The sequence below is a fragment of the Actinoplanes sp. OR16 genome, assembly GCF_004001265.1.
Lineage (GTDB): Bacteria > Actinomycetota > Actinomycetes > Mycobacteriales > Micromonosporaceae > Actinoplanes.
The window spans coordinates 6,133,629-6,158,555 of the sequence record NZ_AP019371.1 but is presented as its reverse complement, the minus strand read 5'-3'; the positions used below and the strand labels follow the sequence as shown (position 1 = coordinate 6,158,555).

The following is a 24,927-nucleotide window of genomic DNA, read 5'->3' as shown; positions in this document are numbered from 1 at the left end:
CCGCCGGTTGCGGACCCGGCCCGGCCCTGAACACTAGGCTCACACTGTGCCCCGAAGCATCAACGACGACGAGCGGCTGCGCCGTCTCGAGGCGGTCACCGATGCGACGCTGTCCCGGCTCGACGTCTCGGATCTGCTCGACGAGCTGCTGGATCGGGTGCGCGACCTCCTCGACGTGGACACCGCCGCGATCCTGCTGCTCGACGTGCACGCGCAGCAGCTCGTCGCGACCGCGGCGAAGGGCCTCGAGGAGGAGGTCCGCAAGGGCTTCCGGATCGCGGTGGGCCGGGGTTTCGCCGGCCGGATCGCCGCCGGCCGCGAGCCGGTGCGGATCACCGAGGTCACCGAGGACGACGTGGTCAACCCGATCCTGCTGGAGAAGGGGATCCGGTCGCTGCTCGGTGTGCCGATCATCGCCGAGCGCGAGCTGATCGGGGTGCTGCACATCGGCACGCTGAGCCGGCGGGTGTTCGGCGACGACGACGTGGCGCTGCTGGAGCTGGTCGCCGACCGGGCGGCGGTGGCCGGGCGGATCCGCTCGGCGAAACTGGATCAGCAGGCCGCGCTCGCCCTGCAGCGCAGCCTGCTGCCGACCCGGCTGCCCGAGGTGCGCGGCATCGAGCTGGACGCGCGGTACGTTCCCGGGCACGCGGCCGGGGTCGGCGGCGACTGGTACGACGTCTTCACGCTGCCGTCCGGCTGGGTCGGCGTGGTGATCGGCGACGTGTCCGGGCACGGGCTCGCCTCGGCCGTGGTGATGGGCCGGATCCGCAGTGCGCTGCGGGCGTACGCGCTGATCTGCAACGACCCGGCGGAGGCTCTCACCCTGCTCGACCGCAAGGTCCGGCACTTCGAGGCGGGCAGCCTCACCACCGCGCTCTACGTCATGGTCAGCCCGGACCGCAGCGGCGTGCTGATCTCCTCGGCCGGTCACCTGCGCCCGGTGCTGGCCGAGCCGGGCCGGCCGGCGGCGCTCGCCGAGGTGGCGGTCGACCCGCCCCTCGGGGTGGGTCGCTACGGGCGTCCCCGGCGGAGCACCGCGCTGGCCCTCCCGCCCGGCGCGGTGCTGTTCTGTTACACCGACGGCCTGGTCGAGCGCCGCGACCAGGTGATCGACATCGGCCTCGACCATCTGGTCGCTTCGGTTCGGGCGGCCCCGGCGGACGTCGTCTGCGCTACCGTCATGGCGGATGCCGGTGTGGAGCAGCCGAGCGACGACGTCGCCGTCCTCGCCCTCCGCCGCAAGCAGTGAGGCGGCCGTGTTTCCGGTACGGAAAAATTTCTGAACCCTCTTGTTCGCCACGGATTTCGCGGAAAAGATGGGGCCGCACGTACTGATACCACATCTGGAGGCCGGATGAGCGCCAAGACGGTTCTGCACAACTTCGTCGCCGGCGAGGCCGTCGCGCCCGTCGAGGGGCGGTATGAGGATCTGATCGACCCGTCGACCGGTGAGGTGTTCGCGTCAGCGCCCGTCTCCGGTCCCGAGGACGTCGATCGGGCCATGCAGGCCGCCGCCACCGCGTTCGCCGAGTGGCGCACCACCACCCCCGGCGACCGGCAGAAGGCCCTGCTCAAGTTCGCCGACGCGGTCGAGGCCCGGGCCGGCGAGCTGGTGGCGCTGGAGTCGCAGAACACCGGCAAGCCGCTCGGCCTGACCGCCAGCGAGGAGCTGCCGCCCGCGGTCGACCAGATCCGCTTCTTCGCCGGCGCCGCCCGCCTGCTCGAAGGCCGGTCCGCCGGGCAGTACATGAACGGCTTCGAGAGCTACGTGCGGCGCGAGCCGATCGGCGTCTGCGCGCAGGTCACGCCCTGGAACTACCCGCTCATGATGGCCGTCTGGAAGATCGCCCCGGCGCTCGCCGCCGGCAACGCGGTCGTGCTGAAGCCGTCCGACACCACCCCGGTCACCACGGTGCGGCTCGCCGAGATCGCCGCCGAGTTCTTCCCGGCCGGCCTCTTCAACGTCGTCCTCGGCGACCGGGACACCGGCCGCGCGCTGGTCGAGCACCGGACCCCGCAGATGGTGTCGATCACCGGCTCGGTCCGGGCCGGCATGGAGGTGGCCGGCGCCGCCGCGGCCGACCTCAAGCGCACCCATCTGGAGCTGGGCGGCAAGGCCCCGGTCGTCGTCTTCGCCGACGCCGACGTGGCGGCCGCCGCCGCGTCGATCGCCGAGGCCGGTTACTTCAACGCCGGCCAGGACTGCACCGCCGCGACCCGCGTGCTGGTCCACGAGGCCGCCTACGACGATTTCGTGGCGGCGCTCGCCGAGCAGGCCAAGGGCATCAAGACCGGGCAGCCGGACGACGAGGACGTGCTCTACGGCCCGGTCAACAACGCCGGCCAGCTGGCCCGGGTGTCCGGGTTCATCGACCGCCTGCCGGACCACGCGGTGCTGCAGGCCGGTGGCGCGCGGGTCGGCGAGCGCGGCTACTTCTGGTCGCCCACCGTCGTCTCCGGGCTCCGGCAGACCGACGAGATCATCCAGAACGAGGTGTTCGGCCCGGTCATCACCGTGCAGAAGTTCGGTTCCGAGGCGGAGGCCCTGGAGTTCGCGAACGGCGTCCCGTACGCCCTGGCCTCCAGCGTCTGGACGAAGGACCACGGCACCGCCATGCGGATGACGCAGAACCTCGACTTCGGCTGCGTCTGGGTCAACTGCCACATCCCGCTGGTCGCCGAGATGCCGCACGGAGGCTTCAAGCACTCCGGGCACGGCAAGGACCTGTCGGTCTACGGCCTGGAGGACTACACCCGGATCAAGCACGTCATGCACAACGTGGGGGCCTGAGCCTTGTCCACCTCTGCCGATCTTCACAAGCGCCGGGTCGCGGCGGTCGCGCGCGGCGTCGGTTCCACCATCTCCTCGTACGTCGACCGCGCCGCGGGCGGCACGCTCACCGACGTCGACGGGCGGGAGTGGATCGACTTCGCCTCGGGCATCGCCGTGACGAACGTCGGCAACGCCGCGCCGCGGGTCGTCGAGGCGGTCCGTGAGCAGGTCGAGCGGTTCACGCACACCTGCTTCATGGTCGCGCCGTACGAGTCCTACGTCGCGGTCTGCGAGCAGCTGATCGCGCTGACCCCCGGCACGTTCGAGAAGCGGGCGGCGCTGTTCAACTCCGGCGCCGAGGCGGTGGAGAACGCCGTGAAGATCGCACGGCACGCCACCGGGCGGCAGGCGGTCGTGGTGTTCGACCACGCGTACCACGGCCGGACCAACCTGACCATGGCGCTGACCGCGAAGAACATGCCGTACAAGCACCGGTTCGGGCCGTTCGCGCCGGAGGTCTACCGGGCGCCGATGTCGTATCCGCTGCGCGACGGCGGCCTGTCCGGCGCCGAGGCCGCCCGCAGGGCGATCGACGTGATCGAGAAGCAGGTCGGCGCGGACAACGTGGCGGCCGTGCTGATCGAGCCGATCCAGGGCGAGGGCGGGTTCGTCGTGCCGGCCGCGGGATTCCTGCCGGCGATCGCCGAGTGGTCGAAGCACAACGGCGCGGTCTTCATCGCCGACGAGATCCAGACCGGGTTCGCCCGGACCGGCGCCTGGTTCGCCTGCGAGCACGAGGGCGTCGAGCCGGACCTGATCACCACGGCCAAGGGCATGGGCGGAGGGCTGCCGATCGCCGGCGTGACCGGCCGGGCCGAGCTGATGGACGCGGTGCACGCCGGCGGGCTGGGCGGCACCTACGGCGGGAACCCGGTGGCCTGCGCCGCGGCGCTCGCGGCCATCGAGACGATGCGCGAACTGGACCTCGCCGCTTCCGCTCGCCACATCGAATCGGTGCTGGCACCTGCCCTTCGTACCCTCGCTGCCTCTGATCCTGGAATCGCCGAGGTCCGCGGACGTGGTGCGATGCTCGCGATCGAGTTGGTGCAGCCGGGTGGCATCGAGCCCGATCCGGTGCGCACGGCAGCGGTCTCGAAGGCGTGTCACGAGGCCGGGCTGCTCACGCTGACCTGCGGAACCCATGGCAACGTGCTGCGGTTCCTGCCGCCGCTGGTGATCTCCGATGAGGACCTTCGGCGAGGCATCGAGATCCTGTCGTCCTCGCTGGGTTGATCTCGTCCTCCCGGTCGGGTTGATCTTGGACGGCGCTCACGGGCGCCGTCCCCTCCCCCGAAAGGCTCCGTGTCTTTGCTCTCGCCAATCCTCACAGGGAAGAATCGCGGCGTGACCGAATCGGCCCTGGACGAGATCAACAAGCAGATCATCGAGCACCTGCAACGGGACGGCCGGATGTCGTACGCGACGCTGGCCAAAACGATCGGGTTGTCCGAGGCGGCGGTGCGCCAGCGGGTGCAGCGCCTGCTCGACAACGACCTCATGCAGATCGTCGCGGTGACCGACCCCCTCACCCTCGGATTCGCCCGGCAGGCCATGGTCGGCCTGCGGGTCAGCGGTGACCTGCGGGCCATCGCCGACGAGATCGCCACCATCCCCGAGGTGGACTACGTGGTGATCTGCGCCGGACGCTACGACCTGCTCGTCGAGCTGGTCTGCACCGACGACTCGCACCTGCTGGACCTGCTCAACGAGAAGATCCGCACGGTCGAGGGCGTCACCTCGGCCGACACCTTCATGTACTTGAAACTCGCCAAACAGACCTACGCCTGGGGAACTCGTTGACTGCTCCTTCGTTCTGGCTCGACTCCCTCGGCCCGCTCGACCGCCGCCCGCCCCTGCCCGGTGACCGCGACGCCGACGTGGCGATCGCGGGTGGTGGCTACACCGGCCTGTGGACCGCCTATTACCTCGCCAAGGCCGCTCCTTCTCTGAGAATCGTGATCGTGGAAGCCGAGCACTGCGGGTTCGGCGCGTCCGGCCGCAACGGCGGCTGGGCGTCCGGCGAGTTCCCGGTCTCCGCGGCCAAGCTGGCCCGGCGCTACGGCCACGAGCAGGCTGCCGCCATGCACGCGGCGCTCGCGGCGACCGTCGACGAGGTGGGCCGGGCCGCCTCTGCCGAAGGCATCGACTGCGACTACGCCAAGGGCGGCGTGATCTCCCTGGTCCGCAGCCCGGCACAGCTGCGGCGGGCCCAGCGCTCCCCCGCGTTCCTGGACGCCGGCAAGACCCGGGCCATCTGCGACGCGAACGACGTGCTCGGCGGCATCTACAGCGAGGACTGCGCGGCACTGCACCCGGCCAAGCTGGTCCGCGGTCTCGCCGACGTGGTCGAGCGGCTCGGCGTCACCATCCACGAAGGCACCCGGGTTCAGCAGATCACGCGCGGCGCGCTCGTCACCGACCACGGCACGGTCCGCGCGGGCACGGTGGTCCGCGCTCTGGAGGGCTACACGGCCGGGCTGTCCGGTCACCGCCGCGCCCTCGCCCCGGTCTACTCCCTGATGATCGCCACCGAGCCGCTGCCCGCCTCCTTCTGGGATCGCGTGGGCCTGGCCCGCCGCGAGACCTTCACCGACGAGCGCCGCCTGGTGATCTATGGCCAGCGCACCGCCGACGACCGGCTGGCCTTCGGTGGGCGAGGCGCGCCCTACCACTTCGGTTCCAAGATCCAGCCTTCGTACGATCGGGTGCCGGCGGTCTTCGACGCGTTACGCCGGACAGTGACCGAACTCTTCGGCATCGACCCGCCGATCGCGTACCGCTGGGGCGGCCCCCTCGCCATCCCCCGCGACTGGATGCCCAGCGTCGGCCTCCACGACGGCCTGGCCTGGGCCGGCGGCTACGTCGGCGACGGCGTGGCAGCCTCCAACCTGGCCGGCCGAACCCTGGCCGACCTGATCCGCGGCGTCACCAGCGACCTGACCACCCTCCCCTGGGTCAACCACCGCTCCCGGCGCTGGGAGCCGGAACCCGCCCGCTGGCTGGGCATCAACGCGGGCCTGAAGGCGACCGCCCTGCTGGACGCCTGGGATCGGCGGACGGCGGCCTAACACGGCCGCCCCGAGAACCCCAGCCCATCCACACTGGCGACTTGTCCACAGCCCCCCACCCAAAGATCACCATCCCCGACCACACTGACCAGCGGGGGCTCCCCCAAGGGAAGGGCGGGCTTTGTTTCGGCGGGCTTGTTTCGGCGGGTGGCGCGATCATGAGGTGGACCGGGCCGTCGCACGTTCGAAGCTCTGGCGGGTGTGCAGGCGCTGTCCAGCGCGGAGGGGGATGGTGTCGGCCGAATCACGAGCGACGGCCGGACAGACGGTACGCGCGCCCCGAGGTAGCGAAACCGGCTGCCTTCGCTGCGGCTCTCCGTCAGTTCGAGCCGTTTACGCGCTGAGTTACCGACATTCGCCGACCTTGGAAACTCACGGGGCCTATAGGCACCACGACAATCCAACATCCGCGAAAAACGGCCGGTCATCGCGTAACTGACCGCAATGCACTGCGACAGTCAGAGGAGCGCCACGGCTCGGTGCCACACTCCCGCACCGATGACAAGCAGCCGGCCAGAGCCGACTCGTCGACCGCACAGCGCCGCCCCATCTGTCACGAGCAGAGCGGCCCCGACGTGGCGGGGCTTGTTGCGGTCACTGCGGCATCCCGTGGATTCGAGCAATCACGACAATCCGACAATATCAAGAATGGCCAGTCATCGCGCAACGACCCGAAATGCGCTGCGGCCGGCGAAAACAACGCTACGACCCGGCACCACGCTCCCACACGGATTCATGCAGCCGGCAGCGACTCGTCGAACCACTCGACGCAGCGCATCTCTCACCCACATCCGCGAATGGGGAGACCCACGGGGCCCCTGGGCACCACGACGATCCAAGATCTGCGGAAAGAACGGCCAGTCATCGCGCGACTAACCGAAATGCGCGACGGATTACAAAGACGCGACAATCGCTGTGGTGTCATTGCCCGGCGCTGCATTCCCTCGACGAGTACAGCGCCAGGAACCAGCCTGGGAGCTAGGCCTAGGACTCGGCCACACCCAGGGGGAGGCGTACGCGGACCACGGTTCCCGAGGGGCGGTTCTCCTCCAAGCGGATCGTGCCGCCGTGCTGCAGGATTATCGCGCGGGCCAGGCTCAGCCCGAGGCCGCTGCCCGAGGTGCCCTGATGGCGGACGTTGCTGCCGCGGAAGAAGCGGTCGAAGACGCGGGCCCGTTCGTCAGCGGGGGTGCCGATGCCCTGGTCGGCGATGCACAGCTCGGCCATGGTGCCTTCGGCTCGCAGGGTGACGTGGACCGGGGCGCCGGGCGGGCTGTAGCGGATGGCGTTGGAGAGCAGGTCGTCGACGACCTGGCGCAGGCGTTCCGCGTCGGCGGGCAGGAGGAGGCCGGCCGGGAGCTGGGTGACCAGGGTGAGGCGGTCGGCGCCGCGGCGGGCCGCGGTCACCGACTCGGCCACCAGGGAGGCGAAGTCGATCTCGCGGAGGTCGAGGACGAGGTGGCCGGAGTCGAGGCCGGCCAGGTCGAGCAGGGTGTCGGCGATGCGCTGCAGCGCGGCCGCGTTGCGGGCGATCACCTTGGCCATCTGCCGGCAGTCGGCGTCGAGGCCGGCGGCTTCCTCGGCGAGGATCGTGGCGTTCGCGGTGATCGAGGTGAGCGGGGTGCGCAGTTCGTGGCCGACCAGATCGACGAAGTCCGCCTGGGCGCGGGCCAGCTGGCGGCCCAGTTCCTCGGCGCGGCGGCGGGAGACGAAGACGCCGATCTGCGCGGCGACGCCGTCGAGGAGGACGGTGAGCAGGTCCGGCTCGTACTCCTGGGTGCCGGCGTAGCAGGTGAGCACGCCGAACAGGGTGCCGCCGTCGCGGACCGGCACGGCCAGGGCGGTACGCACACCGCGCCGCAGGCAGATCTCCACCCGTTCCCGCTCGTGTTCGGTGCGCAGGTCCCGGCTGAGCGCGATGTCGGGCACCCAGATGGCCCGCCCGGTCTTCCAGGCCCGGCCGGTGATGCCCTCACCGGGGACCGGGGTGTGGCCGAAGAACCCGTCCGGGTCGAAACCGGACGAGTCCCAGTGCCCGACGGCTTCGAGCGAGCCGGTGGCGTCGTCGATGAGGAACAGTTCGGCGGCCGGCCAGCCGAGGGTGCCGGTGACCGCGCGCAGCACCTCGGGGGCGGCCTCCCGCGCGTCGGTGGCCTTCTTCAGCACGTATTCGACGGCTATGTGGCAGGCCCGGAACCGCTCGGCCCGGCGCAGCGCGGTCACCTCGTGGGCGACGGAGACGGCGCCGAGCAGCCGGCCGCCGGAGTCGACGATCGGGCGGGCGGTGGTGCCGAAGACCCGGCTGCGGTGGCCGGGCAGTTTCGCGTGCACGTCCTCGGACGGGATGTGCTCGCCGTGCCGCAGCGCCCGGATCAGCGGGGTCTGCTCCCACGGCATCGGCCGCTCGTCGGGGCCGGTCAGCACGGTGGCGGTCCGGTCCTGGTAGTCGTCGGGCAGCGGGCCGTCCGGTGGGAGGCCGCGGACCTCGCGCATGGCCTTGTTCACGAAGACGACGGTGCCGGCCGCGTCGCAGGCGATGACCCCGGCGTCCAGGCTCTGCAGCAGCGCGCCGAGGAACGCGCCGTCGTCGAGGGCGGCCACCTCGACGCCGGCCGTGACGACGAGGGTGTCGGCGATCGTCACGAGGGTGTCGGCGTCGGCGCCGCTCCAGTGCCGCGGCCGGCCGTCGAGGACGGTGAGCGAGCCGATCGGCCGGTCGTCGCCGTTGCGGATCGGCACGGTGAGGAAGGTGCGCACGCCGTACTCCCGGACCAGCGGGTGCTCGCTGAGGCCGGGGTCGCGTTCGGCGGTCATGTCGGCGGAGAGCACGACGCTGTCGGCGCTGACGGCGTACTTGCAGACGGAGTGGCTCATCGGCACCCGCCGGGAGCTGCGGAACGGCTCGGGCACGCCGTGCATGCCGAGGATGTGCTCCTCGTCGTCGCCGACCAGGGTGACGGCGGCCATCGGGGCGCTCAGCATGCGGGCCGCGAGGGTGGCGACGTCGTCGGGGTGGCCGATCCGGCCGGGAAGGGTCCGCATGGCCTGCTCCACGGCCTCCAGCCGCACCGGGTTGCCGAGCACCGCCTCGTCCAGCATCACCATGATCAGCCCGCTTTCTCGGACCACACCCCGCGGTCACGGGCTCCCCAGCGGAATACCCGTACCAAATTACACCGAAACCGGCATTTCGGCCGGACAGCGTGAATCGCTGCTGTCGTGATCGTGCGGGCCGATCTCCAGCAGCTCCTGGACCGTCGCGAGCAGCTGGTCGTTCGGGCACGGCTTGAGCAGGATGGCGCAGCACTGCGCGGAGCCGGCCCGCGGATCACCCGGTCGCAGATGACCACTGAGGATCACGATCGGTGTGCGGGCGACCTCCGGGTCCGCGCGGACCGCCGCGATCAGCTCCCAGCCGTCCATCCGCGGCATGCCGAGGTCGGTGACGATCACGTCCGGCCTGTTCTCCGCGAGCAGCTCCAGCGCGGCGACCCCGTCCGCGGCACGCAGCACCGTCATCCCGGCACGTTTGAACACCCTGGTCAGCACCAGTGCGATGTCCTCGTCGTCCTCGGCGATCAGCATAACGGGCATATCAGCTCCATCAAACGGTCTCGTTCTCAGGATGCCCCCGCGCGATGCCCCCGGGGCCGCTATACCGGATTTTCCGGCCCGTCCGGGCGCGGGGCGGCGGTACCACGAGAGTGGTGATCATGTGCCACGATCGGGCGATGCTCTCGATCGCCCGCCGTGCCGCGACAGCGCTGATCCTCGCGTCCACCCTGCTCGCCGGCTGTTCGGACGATCCACCCGACTACGAGATCAAGGGCGACGTCTGCGATCTGATCACGGAGAACGCGGTGCAGGCCCGGGTCTCCGAGCCGCCCGAGGTGCAGTCCGACCCGGCGAACGGCCAGTGCGAGCTCGCCTACGCCAGCGGGAGCATCACGCTGCTGCTCTTCGCCGAGGTGTTCCCGGATCCAGCGGCCGCCACGGTCAAATTCGATCAATTCAAGAGCGCCGACGGTACGGTCGAAGCGCTCGACGACCTGGGCGAGGCCGCTTATCTACGCCGCTGGCACGACGACAGCAAACCGTGGTCGCCCCAGGATCTGAGCGTGTTCAAGTTCGTGGTCCGCGACGGTTCTCTCGTCCTGTCGTACCACTACTCGGGGTTCGTCACCGATCCGGCCGGCTGGCCGGCCACGGAGCAGGAGATGCAGGCCCTGCTCCGGGCCGACGTTCAGAGCGTCATGGAGAAGCTCGCGGTCTGACCGGCGGTGGTCAGAGCAGCTTCTGCGCCTCCACCAGCACACCGCGGATGATCTGCTCGATCTCGGCGAACTGGGTCTCGGTCGCGGTCAGCGGCGGGGCCAGCTGGATGACCGGGTCGCCCCGGTCGTCGGCGCGGCAGTAGAGGCCGGCGTCGAACAGCGCCTGGGAGAGGAAGCCGCGCAGCAGCCGCTCCGACTCGTCGGCGTCGAACGTCTCCTTCGTGGCCTTGTCCTTCACCAGCTCGATGCCGAAGAAGTAGCCGTCGCCGCGGACGTCGCCGACGATCGGCAGGTCGAGCAGCTTCTCCAGGTGCGACCGGAACAGCGGGCTGTTCGCGGTGACGTGCTGGTTGAGGCCCTCGCGCTCCATGATGTCGATGTTCGCGAGCGCCACCGCGGCGCCGACCGGGTGGCCGCCGTAGGTGATGCCGTGCGCGAACCAGTTGGCGCCGGTGAGGAACGGCTCGGCCAGCCGGTCCGAGGCGATCATGGCGCCCAGCGGCACGTAGCCGGAGGTCAGGCCCTTCGCCACGGTGATGATGTCGGGCTGGTAGCCGTACTTGTCGGCGCCGAAGAACTCGCCGAGCCGGCCGAACGCGCAGATCACCTCGTCGGAGACGAGCAGCACATCGTACCGGTCGCAGATCTCCCGGACCCGCTGGAAGTACCCGGGCGGCGGCGGGAAGCAGCCGCCGGCGTTCTGCACCGGCTCGAGGTAGACGGCGGCGACGGTGTCCGGGCCCTCGAACTCGATCGCCTCGGCGATGCGGTCGGCGGCCCAGACGCCGAACTGCTCCGGCGTCATGTTCTCGTCGGGGCGGCGGTAGTAGTTGGTGTTCGGCACCCGCACGGTGCTCGGCACCAGCGGCTCGAAGTCCTGCTTGAAGGGCGGGATGCCGGTGATCGACAGGGCGCCCATCGAGCTGCCGTGGTAGGCGATCGCCCGGGAGATGACCTTGGTCTTCAGCGGCTTGCCGACCCGCTTGTAGTAGGACCGGGCCAGCTTCCAGGCGGACTCGACGGCCTCGGACCCGCCGGTGGTGAAGAAGACCCGGTTCAGGTCGCCGGGGGTCAGGTCGGCGAGCCGGCCGGCCAGCTCGATCGCCTTCGGGTGCGCGTACGACCAGATCGGGAAGTAGGCGAGCTCGGCGGCCTGCTTGGCGGCGGCGTCGGCGAGCTCCTGCCGGCCGTGCCCGGTCTGGACCACGAAGAGGGCGGACAGGCCGTCGAGGTAGCGCTTGCCGCTGGCGTCCCAGACATAGCAGCCGTCACCCCGGGTGATCACCGGTACGGGCGCGTTCTGGTACGCGGACAGCCGGGTGAAGTGCATCCACAAGTGGTCACGGGCGGTCGCGGAGAGGGCGTCCACATCAGCTGGTCTGTCGGTCACGTTGGTTCTCCTGCACGCCGCTGGTTCTACTGTTGCCAGTGATCCTGCCTACGGATTCCGTCGTGCACAAGCCCTCATGCCACTATTTCCGCGCTGTTTCGGGGGCGGGGCGGCTCAGACCGTACCAAAGGAAGAAGCGCCACCCGGCCGAAGCCGGATGGCGCCCCACCAGGAGAAGGAAGGATCAGGCCGCGTTCTTCTTCGGTCGTGACTTGAGATTCGTCAGCACCGCGATCAGGACGCCGGCCGCGAAGATCAGCGTGCCCATCACGTTGACCTGAGGCGGCAGGCCGACGCGGGTGGCGCCCCAGATCCACAGCGGGAAGGTGATGCTGGTGCCCGCGGTGAAGTTGGTGACCACGAAGTCGTCGACGGAGAGCGCGAACGCGAGCATGAAGCCGGAGAAGACGGCCGGCAGGATGATCGGGAACGTCACCTTCCAGAACGTCGTCCACGCGTTGGCGCCCAGGTCGGCGGCGGCCTCCTCGATCGAGCGGTCCAGGGTGAGCACCCGGGCCCGCACCACGGTGGCGACGAACGAGATCGAGAACATCACGTGGGCGATCGTGATGGTGATCGGGCCCAGGCCGATGCCGAGCGAGACGAAGAGCGTCAGCAGCGACGCGCCCATCACCAGCTCCGGCGACGACATGGTGGCGAACATGATCAGGTTCATGCCGCCGGAGCCGCGGAACTTGTAGCGGCCCAGCGCGTAGCCGATGCCGGTGCCCAGCGCCGTCGAGATGATCGAGGCGGCGACCGCGATGACCAGCGAGAGGATCAGCGCCGAGGTGAGGTCGTCGAGCGCGAACAGCTCGCGGTACCACTTCAGCGTGAAGCCCTGCCAGGTCTGGTTGTACCGGCCGGACGGGTCGTTGAACCCGAACAGGATCATCACGAAGATCGGCAGGACCAGCCAGAGGACGATCAGCCAGGTGTAGACGTGCATGAGCTGCACGCCGCCGAACCTCCTGCGCACCTTGACCGTCCTGGTCGGCGGTGCTTCCAGGGTCGCCGTCATCGGGCCGCCACCTTCATGACGTCCTCGGTGCCGAGCGCCCTCGCGTAGGCGAAGACGCCGATCAGCAGCACCGTCATCAGGGTGAAGGACAGCGCCGAGGCGGTCGGATAGTTGGAACTCGACAGGTACTGGCTCTGGATGACCTGGCCGATCATCGTGGTCGACGAGCTGCCCAGCACCTCGGAGTTCACGTAGTCGGAGCTGACCGGGATGAAAGTCATCAGCACGCCGGCGAAGACACCGGGCACCGCGAGCGGCAGGATCACCTTGCGGAACGCGGTGATCGGCGAGGCGTACAGGTCCCGCGCCGCCTCGACCACGCGGGGGTCGATGCGCTCCAGGGCCACGTAGATCGGCAGCACCATGAAGGGCAGGAAGTTGTACACCAGGCCGCCGATCACCGCGGCCGGCGTGCCGAGGATGTGGAAGTTCTCCGGGAGGAGACCCGCCTCCTTCAGCGGATGCAGCAGGAAGCCGTCGTCGGTGAGGATCAGCCGCCACGAGATGGTGCGCAGCACGAACGACACGAAGAACGGCAACAGCAGCAGGAAGAGATAGGTCGCCTTCCGCTTGCCACCGTAGAAGGCGATCCAGTACGCGGCCGGGAACGCCAGCACGATCAGGATGATCGTGGCGATGACGCCGTACACCAGCGAGCGGATCAACTGGGTCTGGTAATCAGAGATCGCCTCGACGTAGGTCTGCCAGTGACCCGTGAAGACGTACCCGTTGACGATGTCGCCCTCCTGCAGCGACAACGACAGCATGGTCGCCATCGGCACCGCGAAGAACATCAGGAGCCACAACCCGCCGGGCAGCACGAGCAGGTAGGGCGCGAGTGTACGTTTGACCCGGCCCATAGGTCAGCCCAGCACGATCGGGTCGAAGATCTTGGTGAAGTCCTGCTGCTCCTCGGCCGTGTTGAAGTCGACGTAATAGTGCAGCTTGTCGTACTCGGACTGGGACGGGAACACCAGCGGGCTGGTGGCGACCTCGGTCAGGTACGCCTTGTCCTCGCCGGTCAGCTCGGCCGCGCGCTTCTTCATGTCGTCCTGCGCGGCCGGCACCGGGCACACGTAGTTGATGTACTCGGCGAGCGTGGACGCGTTCTCCACCTCGTAGAAGAAGTCCATCAGCGTGATCGCGTCGACCGGGTTGGCCGCGGTGATCGGGATCGTCATGTTGTCGGTCCAGATCGTGCCGCCCTCTTCCGGGACCACGAACTTGAAGTTCGTGCCGTCCGAGACGTTCTTCTGGAAGATGTCGCCGGACCAGGCCTGGGTGATCCAGACCTCGCCCTTGCCGAGCGCGTCGACGTAGCTCTGGTCGTAGTACTGGCGGACGATGCCGGCGTCCTTCTGCTCGCGCAGCTTGGCGGCGGCCTTCTTCCACTCCGCCTCACCCGACTCGGACGGCTTGATGCCGGCCGCGAGCAGGCCGAAGTTGCCGAGCTCCTGCAGGTCGCGGAACATGCCGACCTTGCCCTTGAACGCCGGGTCCCAGAGGTCGGCGAGCTTGGTGATCGGGCGGCCGGTCTTCGACTCGTCGTAGGCGATGCCGGTGATGCCGGACGCCCACGGGATGCTGAAGACGTTGCCCATGTCGTAGGACGACTGCGCGTACGACTTGGCGGCGTTCGCCACGTAGTTCGGCAGCTTGGAGTGGTCGAGCGGGGCCAGGAAGCCGGCGTCCCGGAACTGGCCGAACTGGATCGAGTTCGTGATCACCATGAGGTCGTAGCCGATCGACTGCCCGGCGGACAGCTGCGGCTGGACCTTGGCGAACCACGGTCCCATCTCGTTGATGGGCTCGTCGTATTTCACCTTGATGCCGGTCTTCTCGGTGAACTTCTTGAGTTCCGGCTTCTTCGGGTCCATGTAGAGCGGCCAGTTCGCGAAGTCGACCGAGCCGTTCTTGACCTTGCCGTTCCAGAACTTGGCGACGGCGTCGGGAGCGACGCTTGCCTGCGGCTTGCCCTGACCTTCGACGCCGCAGGCAGCGAGGAAGGCGCCCATCGCCGACATCCCGCCGAGGCGTAGCGCGTCGCGGCGGCCGAACCGCCGCGACGTCATGCCCCGGAGGACGGAGGGGTCCGGCTTATTGGTGGGGTACAACTTCAGACTCCGATCGGGTACGAGTGCTGCGGGGCCCACGTGAGGAAGACGCGCTCGCCGCGCGAGGCGACGTCCTCGGCATCGTGTGCGTTCTGATCGAACACCACGAAGTCTGAACCAGCGGTCGTCGCCACTGTGTAGTTGGTCGATGTGCCGTGATACACAACCTCCGACACGGTGCCCGAGACGACGCTGAGCCCCGGCGCGTGCGGCGCCGTCCGGTGCAGGTCGATCTTCTCGGGCCGGACCGACACCTCGACGGCGCGACCGGGCTGGAACGTGGCCGGGACGGGCAGCAGGACCCGCTCCCCCGATCCCAGGTCGATCACCCCGAGGCCGTTCTCCACCCAGCCGACCGTGCCGTCGAGCAGGTTGGAGGTGCCGATGAAGCCCGCCACGAACCGGGACGCCGGGCGTTCGTAGATGGCGCGCGGCGAGCCCAGCTGCTCGATGAGGCCGCCGTTCATGACCGCGATGCGGTCCGACATCGTCAGCGCCTCGCCCTGGTCGTGGGTGACGTAGACGAAGGTGATGCCGACCTCGCGCTGGATGCGCTTGAGCTCGACCTGCATCTGCTGGCGCAGCTTCAGGTCCAGGGCGCCGAGCGGCTCGTCGAGCAGCAGGGCCCGTGGGTGGTTCACCAGTGCCCGGGCCAGCGCCACGCGCTGCTGCTGGCCGCCGGACATCTCCTTGGGCTGGCGCTTCTCCATGCCGGTCAGCGAGACGATCTCGAGGATCTCACCGACCCGGCGGCGTGTCTCCGCCTTCGACACCTTCTTGCGCTCCAGCCCGAACGACACGTTCTGCAGCACGTTCAGGTGCGGGAAGAGCGCGTACGACTGGAAGACCATGTTGACGTCACGCTTGTTCGGCGCGACACCGGTGACGTCCTGGCCGTCGAGGAACACCTTGCCGGCCGTGGGCTCCTCGAAGCCCGCGATCATCCGCATGGTGGTGGTCTTGCCGCAGCCGGACGGCCCGAGCAGCGAGAAGAACTCCCCCTGTCCGATCGCCAGATCCAGGCTCTTGACGGCCGGCACCGCCTCACCGTGCGACAGGTAGTCCTTGCGCACGCCGGCGAACTCGATCGCCGGGTGCCCGGTGCGCTGCCCGTTTCCGATGGGCGCGCTCGTGGCGGGGTGCGGGGGAGAAGTGGTCATCTATCACCTCAAGCGGGGCGGTTGTCTGCGGGTCTTGAAGCCGGATCAGCCGTTGAAGCTCATGACGTGCTTGATCCGGGTGTACTCCTCGAAGCCGTACATGGAAAGGTCCTTGCCGTAACCGGAGTGACCGTAGCCGCCGTGCGGCATCTCGGAGACGAACGGCAGGTGCGTGTTGATCCACACCGCGCCGAAGTCGAGCCGACGGGAGACCCGCATCGCCCGGCCGTGATTCTGGGTCCAGACACTGGCGCTGAGACCGAACCGGACGTCGTTGGCCCAGCGGACCGCCTGCTCCTCGTCAGCGAAGTTCTGCACCGTGATGACCGGTCCGAAGATCTCGTCCTGGATCATCTCATCCCGCTGTCGCAGTCCGGTCACGACGGTCGGCTCCAGGAAGTACCCGCGGTCACCGATGCGGTTGCCACCGGCCGCCACCTCGGCGTGATCCGGGGTACGGGCCAGGAAGCCGGTGACCCGCTCCAGCTGGCTCGCGTTGTTGACCGGGCCGAAGAAGGCGTCGGTGTCCGACGGCGCGCCCACCTTGGTCGCCTTCGCCGCGGCGGCCAGGGCAGCGGTGAAGTCGGCGGCGATCCGCTCGTGCACGAGTACCCGCGTCGCGGCGGTGCAGTCCTGCCCGGCGTTGAAATATCCGGCGCCGGCGATCGCGGCCGCGGTGGCCTCGATGTCGACGTCGTCGAAGACCACGACCGGCGCCTTGCCGCCCAGCTCCAGGTGGACCCGCTTCAGGTCGGGCGCGGCCGCCGCGGCGACCTCCATCCCGGCCCGGGTCGACCCGGTGATCGAGACGAGCTGCGGCACCGGGTGCGACACCAGCGAGCGGCCGGTGTCCCGGTCGCCGCAGACCACGTTGAGCACGCCCGGCGGCAGGAACTCGGCGGCGATCTCGGCGAGCAGCAGCGTGGACACCGGAGTGGTGTCGGACGGTTTGAGCACGACCGCGTTGCCGGCCGCGACGGCCGGCGCGAACTTCCACACCGCCATCACCATCGGGTAGTTCCACGGCGCGATCTGCCCGACCACGCCGATCGGCTCCCGGCGGATGAAGGAGGTGTGGTCGCGCAGGTACTCCCCCGCCGACTTGCCCTCCAGGACGCGCGCGGCGCCGGCGAAGAACCGGAGCTCGTCGAGCATCGGCGCCAGCTCCTCCTGGCGCGTCGCCTCGACCGGCTTGCCGGTGTTGCGGCACTCGGCCGCGACGATCTCCTCGCCGCGCGCCTCCAGGGCGTCGGCGATGCGCAGCAGGGCCCGCTGCCGCTCGGCCGGAGTGCTGTCCCGCCAGACCTCGAAACCCTCGGCGGCCGAGGCCACCGCCTTGTCCACATCCTGCGCCGAGGAGACCGGCGCCTGGGCGTAGGCCTCCCCGGTGCTGGGGTCGATGACCGGTGTGGTGATCCCGTCGGCCGTGTCGGTCCACGACCCGGCGACGAAGTTGCGCAGCACGGTACTCACGAAAGAAAAGAGCCTTCCGGTTCATGGTGTGCCGGGAATCTCACCGGGACTGGCGAGACCATTCCACACCGGCGCATTGAGGGGCAAGGGAATCCGAAGTAATTTCCAAGCCTGAAACGGAATCAGAACTTCGGAGGCGGTTCAGACGACGTAATCCGGGGTTCAGGCGGTGGTGTAGCCGTCCGCGACGGTGAGTGCCTCGTCCAGGATCGCGAGGCCCTCGCGCAGTTCGTCCACGGAGATCGTGCACGGGGGCACGACGTGGATCCGGTTGAAGTGGACGAAGGGCCAGAGGCCGCGTTCCTTGCAGGCGGCGGCGACCGCGTTCATCGGAGCGGCGTCCTTGCCGGAGGCGTTGAACGGGACGAGAGGCGTCTTGTCCTCATTCCTGATCAGCTCCACCGCCCAGAAGACGCCGAGGCCGCGCACGTCGCCGACGCTCGGGTGCTTCTCCTTGATGGCCGCCAGCGCCGGGCCGATCACGTCCTCGCCCAGCATCCGGGCGTGCTCGATGATCCCCTCCTCCTTGAAGATCTGCATGCTCGCCACCGCCGACGCCGCGGCGAGGGGATGCCCGGAGTAGGTGAGACCACCCGGGAACGGCCGCTCCCGGAACGTCTCGGCGATCGCGTCCGAGATGACCACGCCGCCGAGCGGCAGGTACCCGGAGTTGACGCCCTTCGCGAACGTGATCAGGTCGGGCGTGACGCCCCACTTGTCGATCGCGAACCACTCGCCGCAGCGGCCGAAGCCGGCCATCACCTCGTCGGCGATGAAGACGATGCCGAACTCGTCGCAGAGCGCGCGGACGCCGGCCAGGTAGCCGGGCGGCGGCACCAGGATGCCGTTGGTGCCGACCACCGTCTCGATCAGGATCGCGGCGATGGTGGCCGGGCCCTCGAAGACGATCGTGTCGCGCAGGTGCTGGAGGGCGCGCTCGGACTCCTGGATCTCATCGGAGGCGTAGAACGGCGACCGGTACGGGTACGGGCCCCAGAAGTGCACGACGCCGATCGCGACCGGCTCGTTCGGCCAGCGGCGCGGGTCGCCGGTCGCGGTGATCGCGGTGGCGGTCGAGCCGTGGTAGCTGCGGTAGGTGGAGAGCACCTTGTGCCGGCCGGTGTGCAGGCGGGCCATCCGGATGGCGTTCTCGTTAGCCTCGGCGCCGCCGTTGGTGAAGAAGACCTTGTTCAGGCCCTCCGGGGCGACCTCGGCGATCATCCGGGCCGCCTCGCCGCGCTTGTCGTTGGCGAACGCCGGCTGGATCGTGCAGAGCCTGGCGGCCTGCTCCTGGATCGCCGCGATCAGCCGCGGGTGCTGGTGCCCGATGTTGATGTTGACGAGCTGGGACGAGAAGTCCAGATATCTCCGGTCATCGTAGTCCCAGAAATAGCTGCCGAGCGCACCTTTGATCGGCAGCGGGTCGATCAATCCCTGAGCCGACCAGGAGTGGAAGACATGGGCGCGGTCGTCCGCGCGGACCTGCGAGTCACTCACGTGATGATCCTTATCGAGTCTGCGGGAAACCGAGGTCGATCGACGAAGTCCCCGGATCGGGCCAGCGCGACGTGACGACCTTGCTGCGGGTGAAGAAGTGGATGCCGTCCGGGCCGTACATGTGGGTGTCGCCGAACAGCGACGCCTTCCAGCCGCCGAACGAGTAGTAGGCGACCGGGACCGGGATCGGCACGTTCACGCCGACCATTCCGGCGTTCACGTCGAACTGGAACTGCCGGGCCGCGCCGCCGTCCCGCGTGAAGATCGCGGTGCCGTTGCCGTACTCGTTGTCGTTGACGAGCTGGACCGCCTCGGCGTAGGTGCCCACCCGGACGACGCTCAGCACCGGGCCGAAGATCTCGTCGGTGTAGACGGTCATCGACGGGGTCACGTTGTCGAGCAGCGTGGCGCCCAGGAAGAAGCCGCCTTCCGGGAGCTCCTGGGAACGGCCGTCGGCGACCACGGTGGCGCCTTCGGTCGCGCCGGCCTCGATGTAACCCGCGACCTTGTCACGGTGCTGCGCGCTGATCAGCGGTCCCATCTCGGAGCCGGGGTCCGTACCGTCGCCGATCTTGATCTTGGGAAGGCGCGCCGCGATCGCGTCGACCAGCGGGTCCGCGATGTCCCCGACCGCCACCACGACCGAGATCGCCATGCACCGCTCGCCGGCGGCGCCGTACCCCGCGCTGATCGCCGCGTCGGCGGCCGCGTCGAGCTCGGCGTCCGGCAGCACGATCATGTGGTTCTTCGCGCCGCCGAGGGCCTGCACGCGCTTGCCGTGCGACGTGCCGGTCTCGTAGATGTACTTCGCGATCGGCGTCGAGCCGACGAAGCTGACCGCGGCGATGTCCGGGTTCACCAGGATGGCGTCGACCGCCTCCTTGTCGCCGTGCACGACATTGAAGACGCCGTCCGGCAGGCCGGCCTCCTTCCACAGCCGCGCCAGGAAGAGCGACGCCGACGGGTCCTTCTCGCTCGGCTTGAGCACGAACGCGTTGCCGGCGGCGATCGCGGTGGCGCACATCCAGAGCGGCACCATCGCCGGGAAGTTGAACGGGGTGATGCCGGCGACCACGCCGAGCGGCTGCTTGATCGAGTAGACGTCGACGCCGGTGGCGGCCTGCTCGGAGAAGCTGCCCTTCATCAGGTTCGGGATGCCGGTGGCGAACTCGACGTTCTCCAGGCCGCGGGCGATCTCGCCGGCCGCGTCGGAGAGCACCTTGCCGTGCTCGCGCGTCACGATCTCCGCGAGTTCGCCGACGCCGGCGGCGAGCAGCTCGCGGAACTTGAACAGGACCGCGCTGCGCTTGGACAGCGAGGCGGAGCGCCACTCCTGGGCGGCCTCCTTCGCGACCGCGACGACGGCGTCCACCTCCGCGGCGCTAGCGAGATCCACTGTGGCGATCTGCTCGCCGGTGGCGGGGTTGAAGACCGGGCCGACCCGGCCCGAGGTGCCGGCGACCGAGGCTCCGGAGATCCAGTGCGCAATGTGACTCATGGGCCAGAGATTATGTGACGACCCTGGACCGAACAATCCTTGAAATGTACTGTCACAAAAATGCTCGACGCGGTCATGGAACGGCTCAGCGACCCCAGCGCCCGCGGCCTCGCCGAGGCGGTGAGCCGCGCGGTCGGCGACGGCGCGCTCGCCCCCGGCGCGAGACTGCCACCGGTCCGGACCGTCGCGACCGAGCTGCACCTCTCCCCCAGCACGGTCAACGCAGCGTGGCAGCTCCTGCGCCGTGCCGGAACCATCCGGACGGACGGCCGCCGGGGCACCGTGGTGGCGACGGCCGGTACCGGCGGGCCGGGCCGGTACCGCGCGGCTCTGCGGCGTACCCCGGGATTCGGCCTCGATCTGTCGACGGGCGTGCCGGATCCCGCGCTGCTCCCGCCCATCCCGGCGCTGCACGGGCTCTCCCCCGCGCCGTCGTCGTACCTCGACGAGCCCGTGCTGCCCGCGCTGGGAGCGCTCCTGCGAGAGCGGTGGCCCTATCCGCCGGACCGTCTCGCGATCTTCGACGGCGCCATGGACGCCGTCGATCAGGTGGCGTCCGCGCTGCTCCGCCTCGGTGATCTCGCGGTGGTCGAGAACCCCTGCTTCCCGCCGCTGCTCGACCTGCTCGAAGTCCTCGGCGTCCGGGTCATCGGCGTCGGCACCGACGCCTCCGGCATGCTCCCGGACCAGCTCGCCGCGGCTCTGGCCCGCCGACCGGCCGCCGTCTTCCTGCAGCCCCGCGCCCTCAACCCCACCGGCGCGTCGTGGTCACCGTCGCGGGCCCGCGCCCTCGCCGAGGTCCTCGCGCAACACCCGCAGGTGTACGTCGTGGAGGACGATTCCGCGGGTGACCTCGCTTCCGGGCCGCTCTGCTCCCTCGGCGAACACCTGCCGCGCCAGGTGGTGCACGTCCGCAGCTTCTCCAAATCCCACGGCCCGGACCTGCGCCTGGCGGCGGTGAGCGGCCCGGCGACCGTCCTCGACCCGATCCTGGAGCGCCGGCTGCTCGGCCAGGGCTGGACCAGCCGCCTCCTCCAGCACCTGCTGCTGGGCCTGCTCACCGACCCGGCCCCGATCGCCGCCGTCCGCGCGGCCCGCGACGAGTACGCCCGCCGCCGCCGCCTCGTCACCTCCGGCCTGGCCGCGGCCGGCATCGTCCTGCCACCGGGCGAGGGCCTGAACATCTGGCTGCCGGTCGAGGACGAGCAGGCGGCGCTGCTCAGCCTCGCCAGCGCCGGCATCGGGGCGGCGGCGGGCACCGCCTTCGCCGTCGGACCGGCCGGACAGCCACACCTCCGGGTGACAGTCGGTCTCGTCGCCACCGACCACGCCGACGTGTCTTCGCAGCTCGCGAGGGCTGCGCGCGCGGCAGCGCCGTCGATCCCCCGTTGACCCATGCTACTAGGCGTGCGACGGTGAACGGCATGACCGCATGCGACACTCTGCCCATGAGCGAGGGAACGCTGCCGATCCGAACCGAGCCGTGGACCGAGGAGAACTTCTTCGCGCTCGGGGAGACCCCCAACAAGATCGAACTCGTCGACGGGAGCCTCTGGGTGAGCCCCTCACCTAACGGACCGCACCAGGACATCAGCTTGCAACTCGGCATCGCGCTCAAACCCGCCGCACGAACGCTCGGGCTCCGGGTGCGGCTGGACCTGGACGTCCGTCTGCAACCGGGCACGATCCTCCGGCCCGACCTCATCGTCGTCAAAGGGCCCCGGGTGGTGAGCACGACCGACGTCGCCGATGTACTGCTGGTCAGTGAGGTGATCTCCCCCGGCAACGCGACCGCTGACCGCCTCCTCAAGCGGCAGCTCTACGCCGCCGCGGGGATCAAGTGGTACCTGCTCGTCGAACCGGACATGCCCGACTACGAGTCGCTCACACTCCGGCTGCTCCGCCTGAAGGGGGACGCCTATGTCGAGCACGCGGTGGCGGCGAGCGGGACCACCCTGACCCTGGATGATCCCCTCGCCGTCACGATCGACGTCGACGACCTGCTGGACCTCTGAGTCACTTCGCCGGGACGAAGCTGTCGAAGACCAGCTGGAGGTCCTTGCGGGCGGTGTCCCACTCGGAGTCCTTGGTCTCCCAGTAGAAGCCGTAGGCCTTGTCGTCGGCGACCACGGTTCCCCGGTTGTTGACGTGGACCCGGGTGCCGCCGCGGTTGAAGGTGAACTCCCAGTCGGCGGCCTTGCGGAAATACTTCACCGACTCGATCTTGATTTCGTCGTACTTCGGGAAGTCGCCGCGTGAGACGCGGTACTCCGACTGGCTCTGCCAGTCCTTGACCGGGTTCGACTTCGGCTGGTCGGTCTGGTCGATGCCGAGCACCCGGCCGTCGCCACGGAAGTAGACCATCGTGCCGCGCTGCGACTTCGACCAGCCCTCCGGCACGTAGACCGAGAAACCCGTCTTGTCCTTGTAGTCCTTCCAGCCGGCCGGGATCGCCGGGCGCCCGCCCGCCGCGCTGCTGCTGCTCGCCGCCGGGGACGACGGCGCGGCCGACGACGGCACGCTGCTGGGGCTCGGTGCGGCCGTCGTGGTGGCGGCCGGAGGCTGGGCCGCCGGGGTGCCGGCGGCGGTCGTGGTCGGGGCCGGCTCCTGCTGGGCCGCGTTCTCGCCGTCCGGGCGGGTCAGCGCGAACGCCACCGTACCGGCGATCACGAGCAGGACGGCGGCGAGCACGGCCAGCAGGCGCGGATTGCGCCGGCGGGCCTCACCCGCGACATCGAGCATGGTGCGCTGGGCGGGGATGTGCGGCGCCGTCGCCTGTCGCTCTTCTCGCGGATGTACGGGCAGAGCACCCGTCTCGTCGGCCGCGGCGCGCATCAGCTGTTCCGCGTCCTCGATGCCGAGCCGCCGCCGCGGGTCCTTCCGGAGCAGCCCCTCCAGCACCGGCGCGAGCGGCCCGGCGTGCGCGGCCGGCTCCGGCTCCTCCGTCGCGAGCGCGGTGAGCGTCGCCATCGTCGACGATCGCTCGTACGGGGAATGGCCTTCGACAGCGGCGTAGAGAGTCGCGCCCAGCGACCACAGGTCCGCTTCCGGGCCGCTCTTGCCGTCCCGCGCGCGCTCCGGGGCCATGAAGTGCGGCGAACCCACCACCACGTCCGACCGGCTGATCACCGAGTCGTCGTCCATCGCGGCGATGCCGAAGTCGGTGAGCAGCACCCGGCCGTCGTCGGCGAGCAGCACGTTCGCCGGCTTCACGTCACGGTGCTCGACGCCGTTGCGGTGCGCGGCCCGCAGCGCGCCGAGCAGTTCCAGGCCGATCCGCGCCACCCTGGCCGGGTCGAGCGGGCCGTCGTCGGCGATCACCTGCTTCAGCGAGCGGGACGGGACGTACTCCATGACGATCCAGGTGCGGCCGTCCAGCTGGAGGACGTCGTACACCTGAACCACGGCGGGATGACTGAGCCGGGCCGCGGCGCGGGCCTCCCGCAGCGTGCGCCGGGCAGCGGCGCCACCCTCCTCACCCGGTGGCTGATCGATCTCCTTGATCGCCACATCGCGCTGCAGGGTCTCGTCGCGGGCCAGGCGCACAGCACCCATGCCGCCGCGGCCCAGCAGCTCGCCCAGCCGGTACCGCTCGGCAAGGATCGTCGGCGCATCGGGCATAGGTTTCGTCATACCCCTTCCGCGCGCGTCCCCAACGTGGGCCGGGGCAGGCACGCGTGTCGTGAACCGGGCCCATCCCGGCGGACCCTATTCTCCGGACGCCCGTCCAGCGTTTGACGGGCGGGCCTACGGTGGCCGTCGTGCCACTCAACGATCATGAGGTCGCCATCGCTGCGGCCACGGCGGGTGCGGCAGTCGTCCGGGGTCGTTACGGCACCGACATGGACCGGGTCGCCAAGTCCGGCGGCGACTTCGCCACCGAGGCCGACATCGCCGCTGAGCAGGCGATCCTTGCGGTTCTGCGGGACCACCGGCCGGCCGACGCGGTCACCGGCGAGGAGTCCGGCAGCTCTGGCCCGGACACGTCCGGGCGCCGCTGGCTGGTCGACCCCCTGTGCGGAACCCTCAACTACGCCGTCCGCAACCCCCTCGTCGCCGTCAACGTCGCGCTCTCCCCCACCGGCGTGGCGGCATCCGCGGACCCCTTCAGCGGCGAGATCTTCTGGACCGACGGGATCTCCGCTCTCGTACGGGCGGACGGCCGCGACCGGCGACTCCGCCCGTCCCCGGACTCCGCGCTGGTCGACGTGAACCTGGACCCGCCGTTCCCCCGCCACCCGGCGCTGCTGCTGTCCGCGCCCGGCTTCACCGGGCGCTTCCGGCCGCGGGTGCTGTCGACGACGCTCGCGCTGCTGTGGGTCGCCGCCGGGCGCCGCGCGGCGTACGTGACCTATGGACCCGTGTCGGAGAACGTCCACTTCGCGGCGGGGATCGCGGTGTGCGAGGCGGCGGGGTGCGTCGTCACCGGCGTACAAGGGCAGCCCTTGCACTCTGGTCCTGAGGGCCTGCTGGTGGCCGCGGACCGATCGACGCATGAGGCGCTGGTTTCGCTGGTCCGCGCCGCCTGGTAGTCCCGCATCTCCGCCCGGTACTCCCGGCCACGCCGCCTGTCGGCGTCCTAGGAACCTAGCTTGA

The 24,927-nt window shown here is 69.9% G+C and carries 20 protein-coding genes; 9 read left to right on the top strand and 11 right to left on the bottom strand.

All coding sequences use genetic code 11. From position 1 onward, the window contains the following. The first annotated feature begins 46 nt into the window (after nucleotides 1-46). From EP757_RS28170 to EP757_RS28150, 5 genes are all read left to right on the top strand, one after another. Nucleotides 47-1,252, top strand: a complete 1,206-nt coding sequence (locus tag EP757_RS28170) for a PP2C family protein-serine/threonine phosphatase (RefSeq protein WP_127551021.1) — start codon at nucleotides 47-49, stop codon at nucleotides 1,250-1,252. 105 nt (nucleotides 1,253-1,357) lie between these two features. Then, nucleotides 1,358-2,794, top strand: a complete 1,437-nt coding sequence (locus EP757_RS28165) for a gamma-aminobutyraldehyde dehydrogenase (RefSeq protein ID WP_127551019.1) — start codon at nucleotides 1,358-1,360, stop codon at nucleotides 2,792-2,794. Between the two features lie 3 nt (nucleotides 2,795-2,797). Next, entirely contained in the window at nucleotides 2,798-4,069 is a 1,272-nt protein-coding gene (gene gabT, locus EP757_RS28160) for a 4-aminobutyrate--2-oxoglutarate transaminase (protein ID WP_127551017.1), read from the top strand. Nucleotides 4,070-4,180: 111 nt separating this feature from the next. Then, complete coding sequence (locus EP757_RS28155; RefSeq protein ID WP_232050041.1) at nucleotides 4,181-4,636, top strand: Lrp/AsnC family transcriptional regulator; 456 nt, start codon at nucleotides 4,181-4,183, stop codon at nucleotides 4,634-4,636. Continuing rightward, a complete protein-coding gene (locus EP757_RS28150; RefSeq protein ID WP_127551015.1) occupies nucleotides 4,633-5,904 on the top strand; it encodes an FAD-binding oxidoreductase in 1,272 nt (423 codons plus the stop codon). The genes EP757_RS28155 and EP757_RS28150 overlap by 4 nt, the downstream gene beginning before the upstream one ends. A gap of 984 nt (nucleotides 5,905-6,888) precedes the next feature. Here the strand turns inward: EP757_RS28150 and EP757_RS28145 are convergent. Continuing rightward, on the bottom strand, nucleotides 6,889-9,009 hold the full coding sequence (locus tag EP757_RS28145) for an ATP-binding protein (RefSeq protein ID WP_127551013.1): 2,121 nt from the start codon (nucleotides 9,007-9,009) through the stop codon (nucleotides 6,889-6,891). Nucleotides 9,010-9,075: 66 nt separating this feature from the next. Beyond that, nucleotides 9,076-9,498 (bottom strand): response regulator, encoded by a 423-nt coding sequence (locus EP757_RS28140; protein ID WP_174262453.1) that lies wholly within the window; start codon nucleotides 9,496-9,498, stop codon nucleotides 9,076-9,078. Between the two features lie 137 nt (nucleotides 9,499-9,635). On the opposite strand from EP757_RS28140, the gene EP757_RS28135 reads away from it, so the two are divergent. After that, nucleotides 9,636-10,178 (top strand): hypothetical protein, encoded by a 543-nt coding sequence (locus EP757_RS28135; protein WP_127551009.1) that lies wholly within the window; start codon nucleotides 9,636-9,638, stop codon nucleotides 10,176-10,178. A 10-nt stretch (nucleotides 10,179-10,188) separates the two neighbouring features. On the opposite strand, the gene EP757_RS28130 is transcribed toward EP757_RS28135, so the two are convergent. From EP757_RS28130 to EP757_RS28095, 8 genes are all read right to left on the bottom strand, one after another. Further along, complete coding sequence (locus EP757_RS28130; RefSeq protein WP_127551007.1) at nucleotides 10,189-11,568, bottom strand: aspartate aminotransferase family protein; 1,380 nt, start codon at nucleotides 11,566-11,568, stop codon at nucleotides 10,189-10,191. 184 nt (nucleotides 11,569-11,752) lie between these two features. Continuing rightward, entirely contained in the window at nucleotides 11,753-12,589 is an 837-nt protein-coding gene (locus EP757_RS28125) for an ABC transporter permease (protein WP_127551005.1), read from the bottom strand. Next, nucleotides 12,586-13,449, bottom strand: coding sequence for an ABC transporter permease (locus EP757_RS28120; protein WP_127551003.1), 864 nt, complete (start codon nucleotides 13,447-13,449; stop codon nucleotides 12,586-12,588). The genes EP757_RS28125 and EP757_RS28120 overlap by 4 nt, the downstream gene beginning before the upstream one ends. 3 nt (nucleotides 13,450-13,452) lie before the next feature. Continuing rightward, nucleotides 13,453-14,661, bottom strand: a complete 1,209-nt coding sequence (locus EP757_RS28115; RefSeq protein ID WP_127551001.1) for a spermidine/putrescine ABC transporter substrate-binding protein — start codon at nucleotides 14,659-14,661, stop codon at nucleotides 13,453-13,455. A gap of 44 nt (nucleotides 14,662-14,705) precedes the next feature. Then, nucleotides 14,706-15,863, bottom strand: coding sequence for an ABC transporter ATP-binding protein (locus EP757_RS28110; protein WP_127550999.1), 1,158 nt, complete (start codon nucleotides 15,861-15,863; stop codon nucleotides 14,706-14,708). Between the two features lie 45 nt (nucleotides 15,864-15,908). Continuing rightward, nucleotides 15,909-17,336: a gamma-aminobutyraldehyde dehydrogenase gene (locus EP757_RS28105; RefSeq protein ID WP_127550997.1), complete on the bottom strand. Its 1,428-nt coding sequence runs from the start codon at nucleotides 17,334-17,336 to the stop codon at nucleotides 15,909-15,911. A 162-nt stretch (nucleotides 17,337-17,498) separates the two neighbouring features. Further along, nucleotides 17,499-18,833, bottom strand: coding sequence for an aspartate aminotransferase family protein (locus EP757_RS28100; protein WP_232050040.1), 1,335 nt, complete (start codon nucleotides 18,831-18,833; stop codon nucleotides 17,499-17,501). A 10-nt stretch (nucleotides 18,834-18,843) separates the two neighbouring features. Next, nucleotides 18,844-20,331 (bottom strand): CoA-acylating methylmalonate-semialdehyde dehydrogenase, encoded by a 1,488-nt coding sequence (locus EP757_RS28095; RefSeq protein ID WP_127550993.1) that lies wholly within the window; start codon nucleotides 20,329-20,331, stop codon nucleotides 18,844-18,846. 60 nt (nucleotides 20,332-20,391) lie between these two features. Between EP757_RS28095 and EP757_RS28090 the strand changes: the two genes are divergently transcribed. Further along, complete coding sequence (locus EP757_RS28090) at nucleotides 20,392-21,723, top strand: aminotransferase class I/II-fold pyridoxal phosphate-dependent enzyme (protein WP_127550991.1); 1,332 nt, start codon at nucleotides 20,392-20,394, stop codon at nucleotides 21,721-21,723. A gap of 56 nt (nucleotides 21,724-21,779) precedes the next feature. Next, on the top strand, nucleotides 21,780-22,346 hold the full coding sequence (locus EP757_RS28085) for a Uma2 family endonuclease (RefSeq protein ID WP_232050039.1): 567 nt from the start codon (nucleotides 21,780-21,782) through the stop codon (nucleotides 22,344-22,346). Between the two features lies 1 nt (nucleotide 22,347). Here the strand turns inward: EP757_RS28085 and EP757_RS28080 are convergent, their stop codons facing one another. Beyond that, nucleotides 22,348-23,952 (bottom strand): serine/threonine-protein kinase, encoded by a 1,605-nt coding sequence (locus EP757_RS28080; RefSeq protein WP_127554476.1) that lies wholly within the window; start codon nucleotides 23,950-23,952, stop codon nucleotides 22,348-22,350. A 140-nt stretch (nucleotides 23,953-24,092) separates the two neighbouring features. On the opposite strand from EP757_RS28080, the gene EP757_RS28075 reads away from it, so the two are divergent. After that, a complete protein-coding gene (locus EP757_RS28075) occupies nucleotides 24,093-24,863 on the top strand; it encodes an inositol monophosphatase family protein (RefSeq protein WP_127550987.1) in 771 nt (256 codons plus the stop codon). Nucleotides 24,864-24,927 lie beyond the last annotated feature (64 nt).